Here is a 17,640-nt window from a genome sequence, read left to right on the forward strand (position 1 = left end):
GCAATGAGAATCATAACCGCATGATCAGACGTTTCTTACCCAAAGGAACAAAACAAACAACAGCTTCAGCAGTTGCTAAAATTGAGACTTGGATGGCTCAATATCCAAGAAAAATGTTCAAGTATCAGGCACCACTTCAGATGTATCGGGGTGGCTAAATTAAATTTGCAATTTGCCAAATTCAAAATATTAACAGATTCAACAAGTTTAATGCAAAAAGTTATATTTTATTTTCCTGAGTTTCTTACCTAAATGATAAAGGTATCATTTCAAATATATATCAAAATCAAGACTTGAAAGAACTATTTCCAATAAATATGTTCAAGTACCTGGGTGGCAGCACGTCAGATTTTATGGTACCTAGTTTACACATCAAATTTACGAAAATCAAAAAATAAACCAGAATTTAATCTGGTTTATATACTTACTCAAGGATAACTATAATTCGATTACCAACAGGGTCTAAAATGGTCAATTTATTCTCAGTTGAGTCAACAAGTGATTTATTAAATTCAGCACGTTCTTTTATCTCATTAAAATAAGTCGTTAGATTAACAAAAACGTCAAATTCAAGCAAACCTGGCCAAGCAGGATCATTTTTTTCTAGATAAGGGCCAGACCAATCATTGAAGGCGAAATGATGGTGGTAACGACCCGAAGATACCCAACTTGCTGATGGTACAGCAAATTTTTCAGTCATATCAAATAATTGTTGATAGAAGATAGAGTCTTTTCCAGCAGAACGCACTGTCAAATGGACATGGCCCATGCGAGTCACAATTGGCATTTCATATGGCTCTTTTATAGAATTTGATGCTCCCAAAACACCATCGACATCAATTTGTTCAGTCACTCCAATAATCTTTTCACCTTGAATGTCCCAGTCATCAACGGCTTTGTCACAATAAACTTCAATTCCATTGCCTTCCAAATCTTGCAAATAAATCGATTCGCTGTACCCATGGTCTGCAGCGCCAACGATTGGAAATTGATGCTTAATCAAATGATTTAAAAAATTACCCAATTCTGCCCGTGAAGGAAGCAATATGGCCAAATGATAAAGTCCATAGGCCTCATGTTTTTCAGATTCAACTTTATTTAAACGAACTAAAATTTCTTTAGTTTCTGCAATGCCCAGTTGAACTTCCACATTACTGTGATTAATAATCGACAAACCAAGTACTTCTTGGTAATATTGAGACTCAAGTTCTAAATTGAAAACATTAAGTGCTACTTGTCCTAATCTAACTTGTGATTGATACTGATACATATTATTTCCTTTTTATATAATTATTGTTTTTCATTTTTGATTTGTAATTTAACCGAATGAATTAAATCAGCCAAAGAAATTTTGGACATTTCATCATCTGCTGCACGTTGGACCTGATCATACCCATCACTGAGCACAGACTTAATGTTTCTTCCCAATTCACATTCTGGATTTGTTTTCTGGTCAACTTGTAAAAGATGACATTCTGTTTCAACCGCTTGATAAACCTCAAAAAGTGAAATCTCACTCGCTTTTCGAGTTAAGGCTGGGACAGCTTTCCCTGCTTGTGTTGAAATTAGTCCAGCCTGACTTAGTTGTGCCATCAAACGTCTAACTACACCAGGGTTAGAAGATACACTTTTAGCAATTGCAGTACTCGTCATTTCTCGAGCACCTTTATATATCTCAATGTAGATCAATATATGAATTGCATCACTTGTTTTATAAGAATTCTTCATTATTTTTCTCCCTATTTAGCATACTGTCACTTATAAAGTATCAGGTATGTTTTTAGTATAACCTGTCACTTTAAAAATATCAACTAATTAATTTCGAAAAATCATTACTTTTTCTATCTTGTTTTATGTATCTTTCTATCCTTGCATTATTTTTCATGATTAACTCTCCTGGCATATCCATTATGTCTTATATTGATAAAATTTAACACCACACAAAATGTAAAAAATTCTCACTTTATTCAAAATCAAAAAGACAAGAAATTTATCTTGTCTTAGAGTTCTTATTCATTTGGTTGATCAGCATAACCATATTTATAGGAAAATATTTAATTCAATTCATTATAGACTTTAATTATGTTTTTAGCAGTAAATCCATAAGCTGGTAGTATAGTGCTTGCCGGAGCTGAAGCGCCCCATTTATCAACTGTTACTGTACTACCATCTAAACCAATATATTTGCCCCAACCATAACTTGTTCCCGCTTCAATAGCAACACGCTTGCGAGTTTCTTTCGGTAAAACTTCTTCCTTATAAGATGCTGATTGTTCATCAAAGAGATTCATTGACGGCATTGAAACCACACGAATTCCTTTTCCCAAGGTCTTTTTAGCTTCAATAGCAAGAGTTACTTCAGAGCCTGTTGCAATTAAAATGCCTTCAAGCTCGCCTTCTTCTTTGGCAAGAATATAAGCTCCGTGGTTTAATCCCTCTTCTGCTAATTCATTTGTTCCTTCAAGAATTGGTAAGTTTTGACGCGTCAAGATTAAAGCAGTTGGACGAGTTTTACTTAACAGTGCATGTTTCCATGCAGCTGTTACTTCATTTCCATCGGCCGGTCGAATCACATCCAAATTTGGCATTGAACGGACACTCGCTAATTGCTCCACAGGCTCATGAGTTGGACCATCTTCACCAACTGCTATTGAGTCATGTGTCCAAATGTAAGTTACTGGTAAATTTTGTAATGCTGCCATACGGACTGCTGGGAGCATGTAGTTAGAGAAAACGAAAAAAGTTCCGCCATATACTCGAGTGCCTCCATGCAAGGCAATGCCGTTCATCGTTGCTCCCATTGCAAATTCACGGACACCAAACCAAATATTCCGACCTTCATAGTTATCAGGCATGAAATCATTTTCTGCTTTGGCCATGGTATTGTTTGAAGATGACAAATCAGCTGAGCCACCCCAGAAATTAGGCATTTGTGCAGATAATTCTTGAATGACCTCTTGAGAAGTCACACGAGAAGCTTTAGATTCTCCCATTTCGTATTTACTTAATTCAAGTTCAGGTGTTTCATTGTCAAAAGCTTTTTCGTATTGTTTAGCTAGTTGTGGATATTTTAAAGCATATGCTTTAAAATTAACAACCCACTCTTGTTCCAAAGCTTCACCGCGAGATACTATAGTATCAAGGAAGCGCTTTGAAACTTCAAAAGGTACTTCAAAAGGTTCATAGTTCCATCCATAAACTTTTTTTGCAGCTTCAACTCCTTCAGTACCAAGTGGAGCACCATGAACCGCTGAGGTTCCTTGCTTTGGTGAACCATAGCCGATGATTGTCTTCACTTCTATAATAGTTGGTCTACTTGTCTCTTTTTTCGCAGCTGCAATTGCGATGGCGATTTCATCCAAATCATTTCCATCTTTTACCAATAAATATTGCCAATTGTACGATTCAAAACGTTTTTGAATATCATCGGTGAACGATTTCTCTAATTTACCATCCAAGGAAATATTATTTGAATCATACAACAAAATGAGTTTGTCTAACTTCAGTTTTCCTGCTAGTGATGCAGCTTCCTGTGAGACGCCTTCCATTAAGTCACCGTCACCATTTAGTGCATATGTATAATGATCAACAATATTAAAACCTGGCTTGTTGTATTGGGCTGCCAAATGTGCTTCTGCCATGGCCATCCCAACAGCGTTGGCAATACCTTGCCCCAAAGGACCTGTAGTTGCCTCCACACCATCTGTATGGCCTACTTCTGGATGCCCTGGAGTTTTTGATTGCCACTGACGGAATTTCTTCAAATCATCAATATTTACTGCGTAATTTGCCAGATGTAAAAGACTGTAAAGCATGGCAGAACCATGACCGGCTGATAAAACAAAACGATCTCTATTTGTCCATTTACGTCCTGTTTTTGGATTTACATTGAGAAATTTACTCCACAACACATAAGCCATTGGTGCTGCCCCCATTGGAAGTCCTGGGTGTCCTGAATTTGCTTTTTGGACCGCATCTATTGATAACGCACGAATTGTATTAACCGCTAATTGATCTGTTGTATCAAACATCATATTCTCTATTCATTCATTTAAAATTAATTATGTCTTAAACTCTACTTTATGTTTTATAAAAGATTAAGATTTACTATTTGTTATTTATAAATTTTTTTATGATTATATTCACTAAACTATAAAAACCAGAGAATCTCTGGCTTTTTTAATTTTATTTCGCTTTAGATTTATCACGTGCATTCAAGATAACATTGAGGATCAAAACGACTACTAAGAATCCCAAAATGAGAGTAATTAAAGCTGCTGAACCAGCTTTACCTGTTAAACCAAGTAGACCACCTGAAACAATATAATCAGAGTCGGCAAATGTTGATGCCGCTCCTGCACCAAATGAACCTAATGCTGGCATGATAAGTAATGGTCCCCATGCAAGAATCAGACCATTGACGAATGAACCAATAACCGCACCGCGTACGCCACCAAAGGAATTTCCGTACACACCTGCAGCACCACCACAGAAGAAAATTCCAACGACACCTGGAATAATAACAGTTGTGTGCAAACCAAGCATTGCAAGCATTGAAATTACACCCACGATAAAGGAAACAAAGAATCCAATCAAAACTGCATTGGGAGCATATGGAAAGACAATTGGAACGTCAAGTGCAGGTTTTGAGTTAGGTACTAATTTGGCTGCAATTCCTTGGAATGCAGGAATAATTTCGGCCAAAATCATACGAACACCTTGGAGTACAACCACAAATCCGGCTGCAAAAGTACCCGCTTGTGTGATTGCGTAAACAATATAGTTAGTTCCATTTGATAAAGTTGATCCTTCAACAAAATGTGGACCAGCAATCAACGCTAAAAGAATATAAACAACCATCATCACAAGTGAGATTGAAACCGTTGAATCACGCAAGAATCCTAGGTTTTTAGGAATGTTTAATTTTTCAGTCGATTTTTCAGGATCTGGATTACCAAATTTTTCTCCTAAATATCCTGCTAAAGCATACCCCATATTTCCAGTATGTCCCATTGCTACACCATCACTCCCAGTCAGTTTTCGCATATATTTCTGTGTCAACGCAGGGGTGATTGTAAGTAATGTTCCTTCAAAGATACCACCTAGTAAGATAGCTAACCAAGAAGTTCCAAGTCCAGCTGATGCTAAAACGACCGCGGCCATTGTTGAAACATAAAGCATCGCTTGTCCTGTCAAAAAGATATATTTAAAGCGTGTAATTCTTGCTAAAATTATATTTACAACAAAACCTACCAACATGATAAGAGCTGCTGGTGTACCAAATTTTACAAGTGCCAATGCCACAACTGCTTCATTTGATGGAACAAGTCCTTTGGCATTGAAGACATGTTGAAACATTGCTGAAAAAGGGGTCAGTGAATTGACGAGAATTCCCGCACCACCCGTTAATACTAAAAACCCTGCAAATGTTTTAACACCACCTTGAATAACTGCTGACGTAGGTTTTTTTTGCAAGAGCAGCCCTATCATAGCGATAATTCCGACAAGTAAGGCTGGGGTTGTTGCAAAAGAAACAATAAAATTTAAAATTCCGTTCATTTTAATTTCTCTCCTATATGTTAGTGATATGACACTAACCTTGTTAACGATGACTAATGTTTTCGCGGTCTAAGACACTGTTGAGTGCTACTCTTGCGACTTCTCTATCAATAATCGTGTTCAATGGAACAATTTTTTCAGCAGGAATATTTGGCAATGCCGAAGTTAATGTCGCCTCTACAAAGAAATAATCCGCTGAATCAGCAGTTGCTGAGCCAACATCCATGTGATCTAATTCGAACTCATTAATATCTAGTCCTTCTTCTTGTAAAAGCGCTTGTAAATTTAGCTGAACCATAAAACTCGTTCCTAATCCTGATTGACATACACATGCAAATTTCATTCTACTCCTCCTTTTTCTGATAAAATATTTTCTACTTCTGCAACTGTCGTTGCATCTAATAAACGTTGTAATTCTTCTCTGTTTGACAAAATCTGCGTAAGTGATGACAAGGCTCTTAGATGTGCCTCGTTGTCAATAGCCGATAAAACTATAAAAATTTTAATTTCATGCTTGGGATCGTCTAATAAGTTTACCGGTTTTTCACATCTAAGAAATGACATTCCAACTTTGTTCACACCATCTTCTGGCCGAGCATGTGGTAAGGCGATTCCCATACCTAAATCAACAAAAGGTCCAAATTCCTTAATTCGATTTGTAATAGCTGTGATATAAGATGGTTCAATCGAATCTGAATCAAGTAAGGGCTGAGCCGCCAATGCGATTGCCTCCTCCCAGTTCAGATCTTGATTAGTAAATTGAATGTTTTTCCCTTTTATTAAATCTTGTAACATTAAACTCTCTTTCTCCTCTTCCCTTGTGTTAAGGCTATTTTTTTTGTGAAGGATTTTTTTTACATCATCTAGGATGACATTCTCTTTCAAATACGGTTTTAGTGAATTTAGCAACTGATCCTCAGATAACAACGGTAAACTTGGCAGTTCAAAATCATAAACAATCTGATTATAAAGTTTCCTAATTTCTTCATCTTTTGGAAAAGGTGAAAACAAGTAAACTTTCTTGCTGCTCTCAACTTTTAGAGTCGAAAAAATGATGTCATATGAATGAACAGGAATTTCATCAAGTTGAGCAATTGAGGTTGCAATGACGAATTCCATATTCGGAAACAAGTCAGACAACCGTTTTTTCATAATCAGACTAGAACTTATACCATTGGCACAAAGAACAATAGCTTGCATGGAACTATGATGCTTTTTCTTGTATATTTCCCCTCCAAAAAGTATTACAAAATAACCTAATTCTTCTTCTGTTATGCCATTTGTTAATTCCGTCAGTGGGGACAAAGCTCTCTCAATCAAATGAAACAAGTCCGAGTACTCTTGTTTTATTCGTGCCAACAAATGGTTGCTAATTTCCAAATGATAAATCAGTCTAAAATAAGCTGGGATCAAGTGTGCTAGCAAAGCATCAAATGTTTTAGAAAAATCATCAAATTCCATTGCTGTTAATTTCATGACATTTTCCATTACTTCAAAACATGTCCGATATAAGAAATCTAACTTTTTATCTTCAAACGCTCCATCACTTGCACCAATTAAAAGAGCAATCAAATCATTTTGTTCCTGCTCATTTTGAAGTTCGAATAGTCCAAATTTAAAATGATTCACAAGTGTTGGAAAAATTTTTTCAATTATATGATGTTTCTGACGTTCAAATATCATACTTGTGAAAAAAAGTAATGGACGATAGCGACTATAAACAATATTCAAGTGATTTAAATTGATTAAGGCTTTGAGTTCACGATTTGTTTGAGCTATAAACAATTGATTCTGGCTATTTAGTACTTGGGAAAGGCTATAAAAACTATATTCATCTTTTAAATTTTGAATTTCTTGATAAGCAAATCTTCTAATCTTCCATTCCTTGCCAACCAAATAAAATCCTTGTGATTGATTGTATTGAATCTCAATGTCTTCAACAATGATCTTTTTTCTGAGTTGTTTCAAATCAGATAAAATTGTGTTTTTACTTGTATTTAGGTGATCTTTAAATGTCGTGATTGAAAGATTGCCAATTTCCAAAAAAATAAATAGATAAAGAAGACTTTGCCTTTCATTTTTGTCTATTGAAACCTGATTGGGTTGAAGAATTCCAAATCTAGCTTCCTCCAATTTTGAGATATTTTCAGGAAATGCATACACACGTCCATTACTTTCAATTTGTGTAGAATTTTGTAGTAAGAATTGTTGATTAAACTGGTCCACTATTGTGTCTATCTCTTTTTTATTTAAACAAGTCCTTTCTTTTATTGTTTCTATTTTCCAAAACCGCTTCTTCGAATAGATAAGATCATCAAGATCATAACCAATCATTTGTTTCTCCTTACTTGTTTATTATATTTTATTTCTTTTGCTAGAAAACGCTTTATCGGTACAAATTTAATGTTTCATTTTTTTAATAACTAGACCGCTTTCATTTTGTTTTATACTTACTAGATGTTGTCAAGAATTATAGATCAAAAATCTATTACCACTTATCATTTTAAGTGGCAAAATTGTAATATTAAGTTAGCCACTTGAAAAAGAATACCTAAAACTTTTATACTTGAATTTGGAAAAAGTAAGTATATAAGAATTCAGATGCAAGATCACTCTGGCATAAAAGGCAATCAATTTACACTTATAGAACAACCTCAAATTGAATGTTGGTACAATAAGGCTAATAACCATTATATGTTTTATATCGTTCTACTAACAAGTATTTTATACAATAGTATAGTTTGTAGTAATAAAAAAACATGGAATTTAAGCCTTTACATTTACACAATAAAAAAGTCATCACATTTTTGATGACTTTATATTAACGCAAATTTAAGGAAAAATTATCATATTTTAATTGAAGTTAGAAGTTTGATTTTCCCACTCTTGTGACATAAACTTTTCACTATTTATTTTATAATCGAGCATTTTAGGCTTAGATTTCATAAATTTTTGAATTGAAAGACTCGCATCTAGCCAGCCCAATGATCCAAAATGATCTGTATCTCCAATAAAATAGGGTGTATTGTACTCATTTGTAAAATCTGAAATTGTCGTAAAACCTTGAGACTTTAATTGAGCTGTTATTTTGTCGCTAAACTCTTGTAACATTGAAAATGACAGGCCTGTGTACTGATACCACATTTGATTCACGGGCTGAATTATAAATTGAACGTCATCGTGATTTTTTGCAAAAAGTTCAAGCAAAGCTTGAAAATCAGTATATTCAGGGCTTTTTAAATAGCTTACAAATTTCTGGTATCCTCTCATGCTTTTCCAACGATGCCTCAAATTTTTTTGCCAAACACTGTTGTTAATCATAAATGGATTATTATTTTGAATCCTCATTGCATACCTTATAGCATTCCGACTAAGTAATATATCTTTTTGACGCACTGGCAAACTTTTGGCAAGTTGGATTGCTGACGCTAAATTATTTTTCCGCTTACTTCTTGCAATACTAACACCAGAAAATAGATTGTCTTCTTTTTTCCATGATTCCTCTGAGAGAACAACGAGAGCTTTCAAAGCTGGGTTGATACTCTTTCCTTTTTCTAAGGCCATTAAACTGTCAGAAATTAACAAATCATCTGAAGCACCCTTAAAATTAAGTAATCGTTTGGCTAATATTTGTGTGCTCAAATCATTTGCATTGGCTGAAGCCAGCCAAGAATATATTTCACCTTTTGAAATAAATTGATCAAATGCAGATTCATTTAAACCATTCTGCGTAAACCATTGTGGGCTTATAATAAAAACAATTTTTCTATTTTTAAGTTCATTAGCAACTGAATTTACGTAAAAAAAATGTGTCAATGGTGATGTTCCAGGCATTCCAACTAAATATGGTGTATATCCAGATGGATATTTTTTAAAAAAGCTCGTTGGATGATAAGGGTTTACATGCTCCAACTCAGATGATCCCAATATTGGCAAATAATTTGAATTGTTTAAAGCTTGAGCTTTTGCAGAATAACCAATAAAATTTAGACGATTTCCAGGATCAGCAGCAAATTCATTGAGCTGATGCTTTGAATAGTTGGGGGTCACATTAAACGGAAAAAAAATCAATAATAGAACTAAAAGAACAGCAGTTAGAAAAGGTGCTAATTCTTTCAGAAGATTATTATTTTTCATTTAATTTTTCCTTAACACGTAAAACAATTTTATTTGCTGTATTCCAATTTTCTCTATCCATTTCACTTGGTGGTAATGTAATGTCAAACGCTCCTTCCAATTCTACAATGAGCATGATCGCCTTCATAGAATCAAGAATGGCTTCCTCAAACAAATCCATATTTAAATTTTCACGGAATTCATCTGTCTCCGCAACTCGTTCAATAATATCAAACACTTCATTTTCCATATTTTATTCTCCTTATAAATTTTAGTTTTTAATTAGATAACTACATAAATTTTAAAATTATATCTAAAAATTTGGTAAAGCAACTTTTAGATGTAATTTATACATAATTGCAATATTTGGAATGCCTGAGAATATCAGGAAACCGGCAAATACAAGATTAATAGTGATAAAAATACTTACAGCTGAGGTCCAACGATTACTAGGAATTTTCCATTTTCGTTTTTTCTTCAATCTCAGCCAAGTATCATAACCCATTAAGAGAAAGGCATGATAAAACCCGTATACGATGTAAAACCAAGTAAAACCATGCCAGAATCCCATTAAACCCATTGATGCCATGTACCCAAGGTTTGCAATCAAAGCCATATTTTTTGTCCATCTTTTTTCCATAATAGTCTTCATAAGACGCATGGCTACAAAATCTCTAAACCAAAAACTTAGTGACATATGCCAACGGTTCCAAAAATCCTTAATGTTTTTTGATATAAATGGTTTATTAAAATTGTGTGGAATATCATAGCCCATAATTGAACTTATTCCAATAACAAAAAGTGAGTAACCAGCAAAATCAAAAAATAAATATAAACCATAACTGTACATACTTACTAGCATGCTACAAAAAGAAGGATGAAGTGCAGCTTGAATCGAAATATCATGCAAAATATAGGTATCAATTAGGTAACCAATAATATATTTGTACAAAAATCCTTGAAAAATATAAAAAATACCTTTTCCAACCATTTCTGAATAGTTTTCAGGAATGGGATTTTGCAACTCTTTACGAAAACGCCTGAAACGATCTATTGGACCTGACGAGATTGTTGGAAAAAAATAAAGGAAATAAAAATATTCTTTCAAAGGGACATCTTTAATCAAGCCATCTCGAATTTCTAAAATGATACTCACCGTTTTAAAAGTGACGTAAGAAATTCCTAAAAACCCAAAAATTGATTGAGGATGGACTGGATTAATAACAGGTGTCAATTTGACAATAAATAATGGAAGAATAGAAAGTAATAAAATAATTAAAAATATTAAAAAAGTATTTTTCTTTAATTTTATTCGATAGAATTCATATATCTTAATAAGAATAGTTTCATATATTCCAAATCCAATCAGCGCCCACAATGTCACTGTCCCAGCAAAAGTCAACCAGAGGAAAGCAATTGTAAATATAATTTGATACCACATTGCTTTTTTTCCGTAGGCGTGAGCAATGATAATTGGAATTAAAGCTATGCCCAAATACACAAAATAAAATGGTGATGAGTACGGTTGCATATTAATTTTCTAAAACCTGCTGGGCAAGTCTCTTTCTATCTACTTTACCATTATCATTAAGTGGAAATTCATTTAAGTATACAAACTTAGTTGGTATCATATAGTCCATAATAGTGTTGAGCAGTTTTCCTTTAAGAAACTTAGTATAAACTCTTTCATCTCCCTTAGTTAATAATTCTTTTTGTGTTTTAATTGCGGCAATAAGTGAAGTTACTTTATGATTTTCATCAATTTTTGGTATGATAATTGTTTTTTCAATTCCATCAATTCTCAAAAGATTAGCTTCGATATCTTGCAATTCAATTCTAAAGCCATTAAATTTGACTTGAAAATCAATTCTACCACTATAATGAAGTAACCCATCTTGGTCAAGTGTTCCAGCATCACCACTACGATAGGCATTTTCATGATCTATTTCAAAGAAGGATTGAGCTGTTTTTTCTTCATTTTCAAAGTACCCTTTTGCAACAGAGTCACCAATAATAATCAGCTCGTCATCAATAATTTTAACTTTGACTCCGGGTTTTGCATACCCTAATGGTACTCTATTGTATTGATTTAGCAAATCTTTAGTTATTTGAATTTTAGAAATTGCTCCAGTTGCTTCTGTAGGTCCATAAGTATTGTAAATGAATGCATCTGGAAAAGCATTTAAAAGTTTTTCAGAAGTTTTTAATGTGAGTTCTTCACCGCAAAAAATGAATTCTTTAAGCCCTGGATGATTTGATTGAACAAAGGAAGGGTCAAGCAAGCAAATATCAACAAATGAAGGGGTTGAAATCCAAATGTTTATTTCTGACCGATTGATTCGATCAAATAATAACTTAAAATTTGTGGTCTCCTCACGGGAAAGAGAAATCAAAGTTCCTGCAGTTGTCAGACTTGGGTAAATTGAAAAAATTGATAAATCAAAACTATAAAGTGCCTGCTCCAAAAAATTATTGTGTTCAAATTTTGGAAAATCTTCGTTCATCCATCGTGTGAAACTTTCAAGATTATCGTGTGATATATCAACGCCTTTAGGAGTTCCTGTTGTCCCTGAAGTATAAATGATATAATTGCTGTCATTTCCAGAAACAGCATGGCTCAGATCAACCTCTTCCCAATTAAATACTTTATTTTTTAAATATTTTATTCTTTTTGGGTGAGATAAACTTTCAAAAAATTCAGATGATAGTTCTATGGTTGTTAATACTAAGCTAGGATTTGCTGATTGAAATATCATTTCCGTTCGTTCAAGAGGTGTGTGTGCATCAACAGGAATATATGAATGCCCTGTTGACGAAACAGCGAGCATCGTGGCTAAAGTTAAAAAGTCATTTTTTCCAAAAACTAAAATTGGTCGATCAGAAGGTTGTGCGTCATTAATTTGTTCCATAACTTGACTAATTGCTTGAAATAAATCTGTATAACTATATTCATCTTTACCTTCTGAAACTGCAATGTTTGTTTTATTATTAAATCCGGCTTCATAAATTTGTTGTAATAAATTCAATTGATTTTCCTTTTAAAATTCGTTATAAATAAAATGCGCTCCCCCAGTATGACTGTAGGAATAAAGGTAAAGCAAAATAATAATGATGATAAAATAGAACAGTGTTTTCCCCAAAAACTTCCAAATCGTTGAATGATTCATTCTCTTCCTTTCAAAATTCTAATTGATAATTTCATACTTGTCCCTATCTCTTCAATCTTTTATTTTATCAAAAAAGTTTTGCATTTCAATTTTCTAGTTTAATATATTATTTTTTTGATGTAATTTTGAACAAGTGGTTCTTTTGGGATATTGCCATGGCTATATTTTGTCGGATAGAGATACATAGATACAACATTTTTATTTTCTACAAGTAAGTGATAAATTGAAAAAGTGTCCGCCCATGAAACTGCACCATCTGTTTGTTTAGAAAAATTCCAGTTTCCTTCCATAAAGTAGATTTCCGTACTTGAGTTTATCTTTCTGTAATTTTTTGCAATGTAACGGTACATTGGCGTTTTCAGAATTGGTCCATTTGCAATTACACTTTGTAAGCTTTCTCCAAACTGTAGTTGCCCCTCAGAATTATATTCACCATCAAGAGAAATAAATTTATCTACTTTCGGAAATGATTTATTATTTTCATTGTCAATCATATAGTAAACTGCACCTGTTCCTCCAGAAGAAAAACCTACAATGTTTATCTCAGTATAATTGTAGTGTGTGACTAAGTATCTCATTGCTACTTTAATAGCAGCCGAATAAAGTTCGCCATTTTCTGTTCCTTTTACGGTTGCGAATTCGATAATTGGAGATTTGTCATCTGGATTAATATTTCCTGAAACTGTGAGTTTATTGTGATCAGAAATATTGACTTGAATGGTTAGGCAATCATTTTTAGTATCTATATTTGGAAAAATTCCTCCAAGCAAACTATTCATTGGAGATACATTTCCTCCTGATCCACTAATGTAAATTGTCGGGACTGCACCTTCTTTCTTAGATCCAAAGCTCATAGTTTCAGATGCTGAGCTGGTTTTTGTGCTTTTTTTCAAATCATTAGCTCTCAGATGACTTGGGGAAAAAACAACTATAAAAAAAACAACCCCAAATAGAACTAGTATTATCCCAATATATATAATTTTGATTATTCTTTTTTCCATTTATTCATTTTTATTTATATCTCTTATATCAACTAAACGATTATATCACAATATAAAGTTGTGATCTTTACTGAAAATACATATCTAATAGTTCCTATTTTACAAAGCAAAAAAATTTTTCAAATCAACTTATTGTGAACCGACAAACTCAGTAATTCGTTCACTTAATTATATTATTATAAGAAATCCAAATTGACCACCTCATAGAATTTAACTTTCGTTTTCTCTGCCACTATTGTTATTTGATTAATCGAGGCCCAGAAGCCAAATACTAAAATAAACACATTTCATAAAATAAAAATATTAAAGACTTAGCATTCAATTGTGAATAAAATTATTTTTAATTACTTAATTATTTTTCAGTATTCTAAACATTTTTTTGAAAACAAACACTAACCTTACATCTGTTGAAATGGCATATTTATTTACCGACACTATTTCTTGTTTATTTCAGTATCTCTTCTATTTCATAGTCATCTAAGTCTGTTATTTTTAAAATATCTTTAACCTCATCAGATTCTTGTAATGCAAGATCCATCCATTCAACTCCCCACCATTGATTAAACTTATATCCTGATTTTTCCATGACACCAATCTCCCGAAAACCAAATTTCTCATGGAATGAATGACTCAATTTATTGGGGTATGTAATGCAAGCATAGGCCCTCTGATAATTTAAAAACGTTAGAGTATTCAATAATCTTTTATAAAGTTTATATCCCACATGGTTACCACATTCGTTTTCATCTATATAAATAGATAATTCAACCACCCAATCATAGGCTTTACGTTCCCGGTAACGATTGGCATAAGCATAGCCTATAATTTTATCATTATCGTCCATCACAATGATATATGGAAATATAGATGATATTTTGATAATTCTTTGCCTAAATTCCTCAATGCTTGGAACTTCGTATTCAAAAGTAATCGCAGTCTTTTCAACATACGGTTTGTAAATTTTTAACAAATTCGGAGCATCTTCTCCTCGTGCAAGTCTGTATTTCATTTAGATATTATAGCACTTTGAATACATAGTAGACTTCTTCAAAATCTGTATAAACCGTTTTTATTTAAAAATGGACCGAGGTCCATTTTTTCTTATTCAGAGATAAGATCACGGCGACGATAACCAACAAGCCCAATGACAGTAAATAGTAATGCAATCAGAAGAATATACATTACCACTGACCAATTTGGTGTATTTGGCATTACGGTTGACGAGGGCAACTTCATCAAATTATTGAAAATATTAATATTTAAGACCCAGTTAGGAAAATCAAGTAGTTTTCCTATGATTCCTATGAAGAAAGCAACTGCCATATACACCCATATCAGACTGGCAGAACGTGGAAGAAATGCTATTAATAGGCTCAACAAGCTAAGAATAAAGAAAATTCCAAAGACCCAGGCCAAACCCGATTCAAAAATTTTACTTGCTGAAATGACATTTGAACTATTTTGTTGGGACAAATAAAGTCCAAAGATACCTGAAAACTGAGCCAGAGCACCTAACCCCCATGCGATAGCTACATAATTTAAATATACTTTGAATCGAGAAATTGGCATTGAATAAATTTGTTCTTGACGGTTTTTCCTTTCTTCTGAAATCATCCTAAATAATGAAGCAATTGCAAAACAGCTTGAAATAAGAGCCAGCACAAGATAAACTGTCCCCAAAAACTCTTGTTCCATCAGGGCTGAATCAGTCGTTGAAGTAATTGACAAAATTTTTGTCACGTAGTTATTTTTTGAAGCACCTCCTACTAGACTACCAATTTTATCAGTCATTGAACCATATGTAATACCTAAAACAAAAAGGCCTAAAATCCAAACGAAAATAGATGTTCTTTGTTGATGAAATACCAATCCAGTAAAATTATGTAATAAGTGTCCTGCATGAGCCTTGCCACGAGTCTCTTGTATGTAGCCCGCCGCCAAATCTCGTTTAAGTTCAAGTATGTAGCTAATAATTAAAGCGAATAAAGAAAGAGCAAGTGTTAGTGCAATTGGAAGCCAATTGTCTTCAACATAAACTCCTGTTAGATAGCACCAAGATAATGGGTTAAGCCAGCTGAGGCTTTCGTTACTAATATCAGTTCCCATGCGAACAATATAAAGAACAAAGAAGAGGCCTATTGCATTTCCTTTTGCAGATCCCGATTCTGGAAAAATTTGAGCTAAGAGCAAGGCTAACATCCCCCACATGAAACTTTGTGATGTAATTGTTGATGAAAAAAGTAGATTATCTGTAAAAATACCCATTCCTGCTGCGCCTTGAACTTGAATTGATCCTGCAAGCAAAAAAGTCATAAACAATTGAAGAACAAAAAGTTCAATTACTAAGGCAGTTGTGTTAGCTAATTTACCAATCTGGAAGCTTCGAAGCAATTCAGCAATTCCCTCTTCCTCATCCTTACGTGTCCGATTGACCACATAAACAATCGTAATAATAGCAAATACCATAACTGTTATCAAAGGCATAAGACTGCCAAATGCAGCGGCACCAGTAAATTGTTTAGGTCCAGTCACAAGAGTTGGTCCAAAAAGGCTGACAAGAGCGGGTCCATTAAAAAGGCTATACATAGATGCTTGATTAACTGGAGTAATTGCCACTTCTAACTTACCAACGCCCGACGCAGCAAAAGCAATCAGCGCAATTACCCAAAGAATAAATTTGACCCAATCACGCTTGAACAGTGTACGCATCATCATGGTTGTATTATTGAATACTAACATTATTTTAACCTTTCTTATGCAATCCTATCTTGCTACTTGCGTGTAATGATGCATGAAAAGCTCTTCGAGAGTTTGGGGATTTGAGTCAATCTTTATAACTTGGTAAGGAAGTAGAGTGGCCAATACATCTTGTATCTTATCTGAATCAGCTTGAAATACAGCTTTATTTCCTTCTATCTTAAGATCATGAATCATTTCAAGATTGCTGAAGCCTGTTATTGGAATCTTAGTTTCAACCTTAAATTCATAACGGGTCAAATGACGCATTTCTTCTAAGCTACCATATTCGACAATTTTACCATCTGAAATAATGGCAATTTTATCACAAAGACGTTCAACTTCTGACAGAATATGGGAGCTTAAAAGAATTGACTTTCCTTCTGATTTGAGTCGAGAGACTTCTTCTTGAAAGACTACCTCCATCAGGGGATCAAGTCCTGAAGTGGGCTCATCAAAAATGTAAAGTTCAGCATTGCTAGCTAAGGCTGCAATTAAAGCGACTTTTTGGCGATTTCCTTTAGAGTATGAACGAGCCTTTTTTTTTGGATCAAATTCGAACTTTTTTATCAACACGTCACGACGGACATCATCAAAACTTCCATGCATATTCAAAAGCATGTCAATTATTTCACCACCTGTGAGATTTGGCCAAAGATAGACATCACCTGGCACATAAGCAATATCTTTGTGAATCTTAATTGAATCAGACCAGACATCTTTTCCAAAAATTTTTGCAGATCCCCCTGATGCTTTGATAATACCAAGTAAAACACGAATCGTTGTTGATTTTCCAGCTCCATTTGGACCAACATAGCCCAGTACTTCACCTTTTTCAATATCAAAAGTGATGCCTTTGAGAGCCTCAACTGAGCCAAAGCACTTCTTTAAACTCCTAATTTCAACAAGCTTAGTCATTTTAACTCCCCTTTCCAAACCTTGCATTAGAATTTTATAATTACAATAACGCTAAAAATGAACTATTTCATATCTATAGTTCATATTTTACTTTATTATATTTAAAAGTCAATAATTTATGAGCTATTTCTAAAGGTAAAGTT

General features: G+C 33.7%; 15 protein-coding genes and 1 pseudogene. 1 reads left to right on the forward strand and 15 read right to left on the reverse strand.

The genetic code is table 11. The annotated features are described in order from the left end of the window. A pseudogene (locus HNQ37_RS08685) lies at positions 1 to 158 on the forward strand (IS30 family transposase); the annotation flags it as partial. 266 nt (positions 159 to 424) lie between these two features. On the opposite strand, the gene HNQ37_RS05090 reads toward HNQ37_RS08685, so the two are convergent. The 15 genes from HNQ37_RS05090 to HNQ37_RS05160 form a co-directional block, all read right to left on the reverse strand. Beyond that, complete coding sequence (locus tag HNQ37_RS05090; RefSeq protein WP_183539940.1) at positions 425 to 1,270, reverse strand: VOC family protein; 846 nt, start codon at positions 1,268 to 1,270, stop codon at positions 425 to 427. Positions 1,271 to 1,290: 20 nt separating this feature from the next. Then, on the reverse strand, positions 1,291 to 1,728 hold the full coding sequence (locus HNQ37_RS05095) for an Rrf2 family transcriptional regulator (RefSeq protein ID WP_183539942.1): 438 nt from the start codon (positions 1,726 to 1,728) through the stop codon (positions 1,291 to 1,293). A gap of 326 nt (positions 1,729 to 2,054) precedes the next feature. Then, a complete protein-coding gene (gene tkt, locus HNQ37_RS05100) occupies positions 2,055 to 4,034 on the reverse strand; it encodes a transketolase (protein ID WP_183539944.1) in 1,980 nt (659 codons plus the stop codon). Positions 4,035 to 4,185: 151 nt separating this feature from the next. Then, positions 4,186 to 5,559 carry a PTS ascorbate transporter subunit IIC gene (gene ulaA / locus HNQ37_RS05105; RefSeq protein WP_183539946.1) on the reverse strand — a complete coding sequence of 458 codons (1,374 nt, stop codon included), beginning with the start codon at positions 5,557 to 5,559 and terminating at the stop codon, positions 4,186 to 4,188. Between the two features lie 43 nt (positions 5,560 to 5,602). Further along, the gene (locus HNQ37_RS05110; protein WP_183539948.1) at positions 5,603 to 5,902 is read right to left on the reverse strand and encodes a PTS sugar transporter subunit IIB; all 300 of its coding nucleotides are present in this window, start codon (positions 5,900 to 5,902) and stop codon (positions 5,603 to 5,605) included. Then, positions 5,899 to 7,893 carry a BglG family transcription antiterminator gene (locus HNQ37_RS05115; RefSeq protein ID WP_183539949.1) on the reverse strand — a complete coding sequence of 665 codons (1,995 nt, stop codon included), beginning with the start codon at positions 7,891 to 7,893 and terminating at the stop codon, positions 5,899 to 5,901. The genes HNQ37_RS05110 and HNQ37_RS05115 overlap by 4 nt, the downstream gene beginning before the upstream one ends. 519 nt (positions 7,894 to 8,412) lie before the next feature. Further along, on the reverse strand, positions 8,413 to 9,696 hold the full coding sequence (gene dltD, locus HNQ37_RS05120; protein ID WP_183539951.1) for a D-alanyl-lipoteichoic acid biosynthesis protein DltD: 1,284 nt from the start codon (positions 9,694 to 9,696) through the stop codon (positions 8,413 to 8,415). Beyond that, positions 9,686 to 9,925 carry a D-alanine--poly(phosphoribitol) ligase subunit DltC gene (dltC, locus tag HNQ37_RS05125; protein WP_183539953.1) on the reverse strand — a complete coding sequence of 80 codons (240 nt, stop codon included), beginning with the start codon at positions 9,923 to 9,925 and terminating at the stop codon, positions 9,686 to 9,688. Before dltC ends, dltD begins: the two co-directional genes overlap by 11 nt. Positions 9,926 to 9,988: 63 nt before the next feature. Then, complete coding sequence (gene dltB / locus HNQ37_RS05130; RefSeq protein WP_183539954.1) at positions 9,989 to 11,206, reverse strand: D-alanyl-lipoteichoic acid biosynthesis protein DltB; 1,218 nt, start codon at positions 11,204 to 11,206, stop codon at positions 9,989 to 9,991. Between the two features lies 1 nt (position 11,207). Continuing rightward, positions 11,208 to 12,701: a D-alanine--poly(phosphoribitol) ligase subunit DltA gene (dltA, locus tag HNQ37_RS05135; RefSeq protein WP_183539956.1), complete on the reverse strand. Its 1,494-nt coding sequence runs from the start codon at positions 12,699 to 12,701 to the stop codon at positions 11,208 to 11,210. A gap of 12 nt (positions 12,702 to 12,713) precedes the next feature. Next, positions 12,714 to 12,842, reverse strand: coding sequence for a teichoic acid D-Ala incorporation-associated protein DltX (dltX, locus tag HNQ37_RS05140; RefSeq protein ID WP_183539958.1), 129 nt, complete (start codon positions 12,840 to 12,842; stop codon positions 12,714 to 12,716). 98 nt (positions 12,843 to 12,940) lie between these two features. Continuing rightward, positions 12,941 to 13,843: an alpha/beta hydrolase gene (locus tag HNQ37_RS05145; protein WP_183539960.1), complete on the reverse strand. Its 903-nt coding sequence runs from the start codon at positions 13,841 to 13,843 to the stop codon at positions 12,941 to 12,943. 445 nt (positions 13,844 to 14,288) lie between these two features. Beyond that, a complete protein-coding gene (locus tag HNQ37_RS05150) occupies positions 14,289 to 14,852 on the reverse strand; it encodes a GNAT family N-acetyltransferase (RefSeq protein WP_183539962.1) in 564 nt (187 codons plus the stop codon). 92 nt (positions 14,853 to 14,944) lie between these two features. Further along, positions 14,945 to 16,582: an ABC transporter permease gene (locus tag HNQ37_RS05155; RefSeq protein ID WP_183539964.1), complete on the reverse strand. Its 1,638-nt coding sequence runs from the start codon at positions 16,580 to 16,582 to the stop codon at positions 14,945 to 14,947. A gap of 24 nt (positions 16,583 to 16,606) precedes the next feature. After that, positions 16,607 to 17,497: an ABC transporter ATP-binding protein gene (locus HNQ37_RS05160; protein ID WP_183539966.1), complete on the reverse strand. Its 891-nt coding sequence runs from the start codon at positions 17,495 to 17,497 to the stop codon at positions 16,607 to 16,609. Positions 17,498 to 17,640 lie beyond the last annotated feature (143 nt).

This window comes from Lactovum miscens, assembly GCF_014202895.1.
GTDB lineage: Bacteria > Bacillota > Bacilli > Lactobacillales > Streptococcaceae > Lactovum > Lactovum miscens.